The organism is Methylobacterium sp. E-046, assembly GCF_022829625.1.
Lineage (GTDB): Bacteria > Pseudomonadota > Alphaproteobacteria > Rhizobiales > Beijerinckiaceae > Methylobacterium > Methylobacterium longum.
Genome location: NZ_JAKSYP010000207.1, coordinates 1 through 639 on the forward strand (window position 1 = coordinate 1; position 639 = coordinate 639).

General features: G+C 64.0%; 1 protein-coding gene. It reads left to right on the forward strand.

What is annotated here, in order from left to right:
• The coding region (locus MKK82_RS20740; RefSeq protein WP_243986669.1) for a glycoside hydrolase family 16 protein at window positions 1-639 on the forward strand (639 nt) is incomplete at both ends.

A 639-nucleotide genomic window follows, 5' to 3' on the forward strand; every position in this document is an offset into this window, starting at 1 on the left:
GACATCGGCTTCGGCAAGTCGTCGTTCGTCGACCCCGCCTCCGGCTACGACCCGTTCAGCGTCAAGGACGGTGCGCTCACCATCACGGCCGTGCACGACCGCACCCAGTCGGGCTATCCCGGCAGCGACGAGTCCGGCCTGATCACCACCCAGGGCAACTTCTCCCAGAAGTACGGCTACTTCGAGATGCGGGCCGACCTGTCCGAGGCCAAGGGCGGCTGGGACGCGTTCTGGATGCAGCCGAACCAGAAGGCCCCGACCACACCCGGAGGCGACAGCAGCAGCTGGCAGGAACTCGACGTGGTCGAGCACTACGCCGGCAATGCCAGCGGCGTCTACAGCACGATCCACACCACCGATCCGTCCAACGGCATCCCGTGGCAGCAGAACCGCCAGGTCTATTCCGAGCACGACACCTCCGGCTATCACACCTACGGCGTCAAATGGGGGCCCGAGAAGCTGGATTTCTACTACGACGGCCAGCTCGCAGGCTCGCAGAATACCCCGTCCGACTACAAGAACCCGATGTACCTGATGGCCAACCTCGCCACGCAGGACGGCGCGACGGATGTCGGCCAGAACATGAAAATCGATTACATTCGGGCGTACTCGAACGACGGATCCAACCCGACCGTCGCC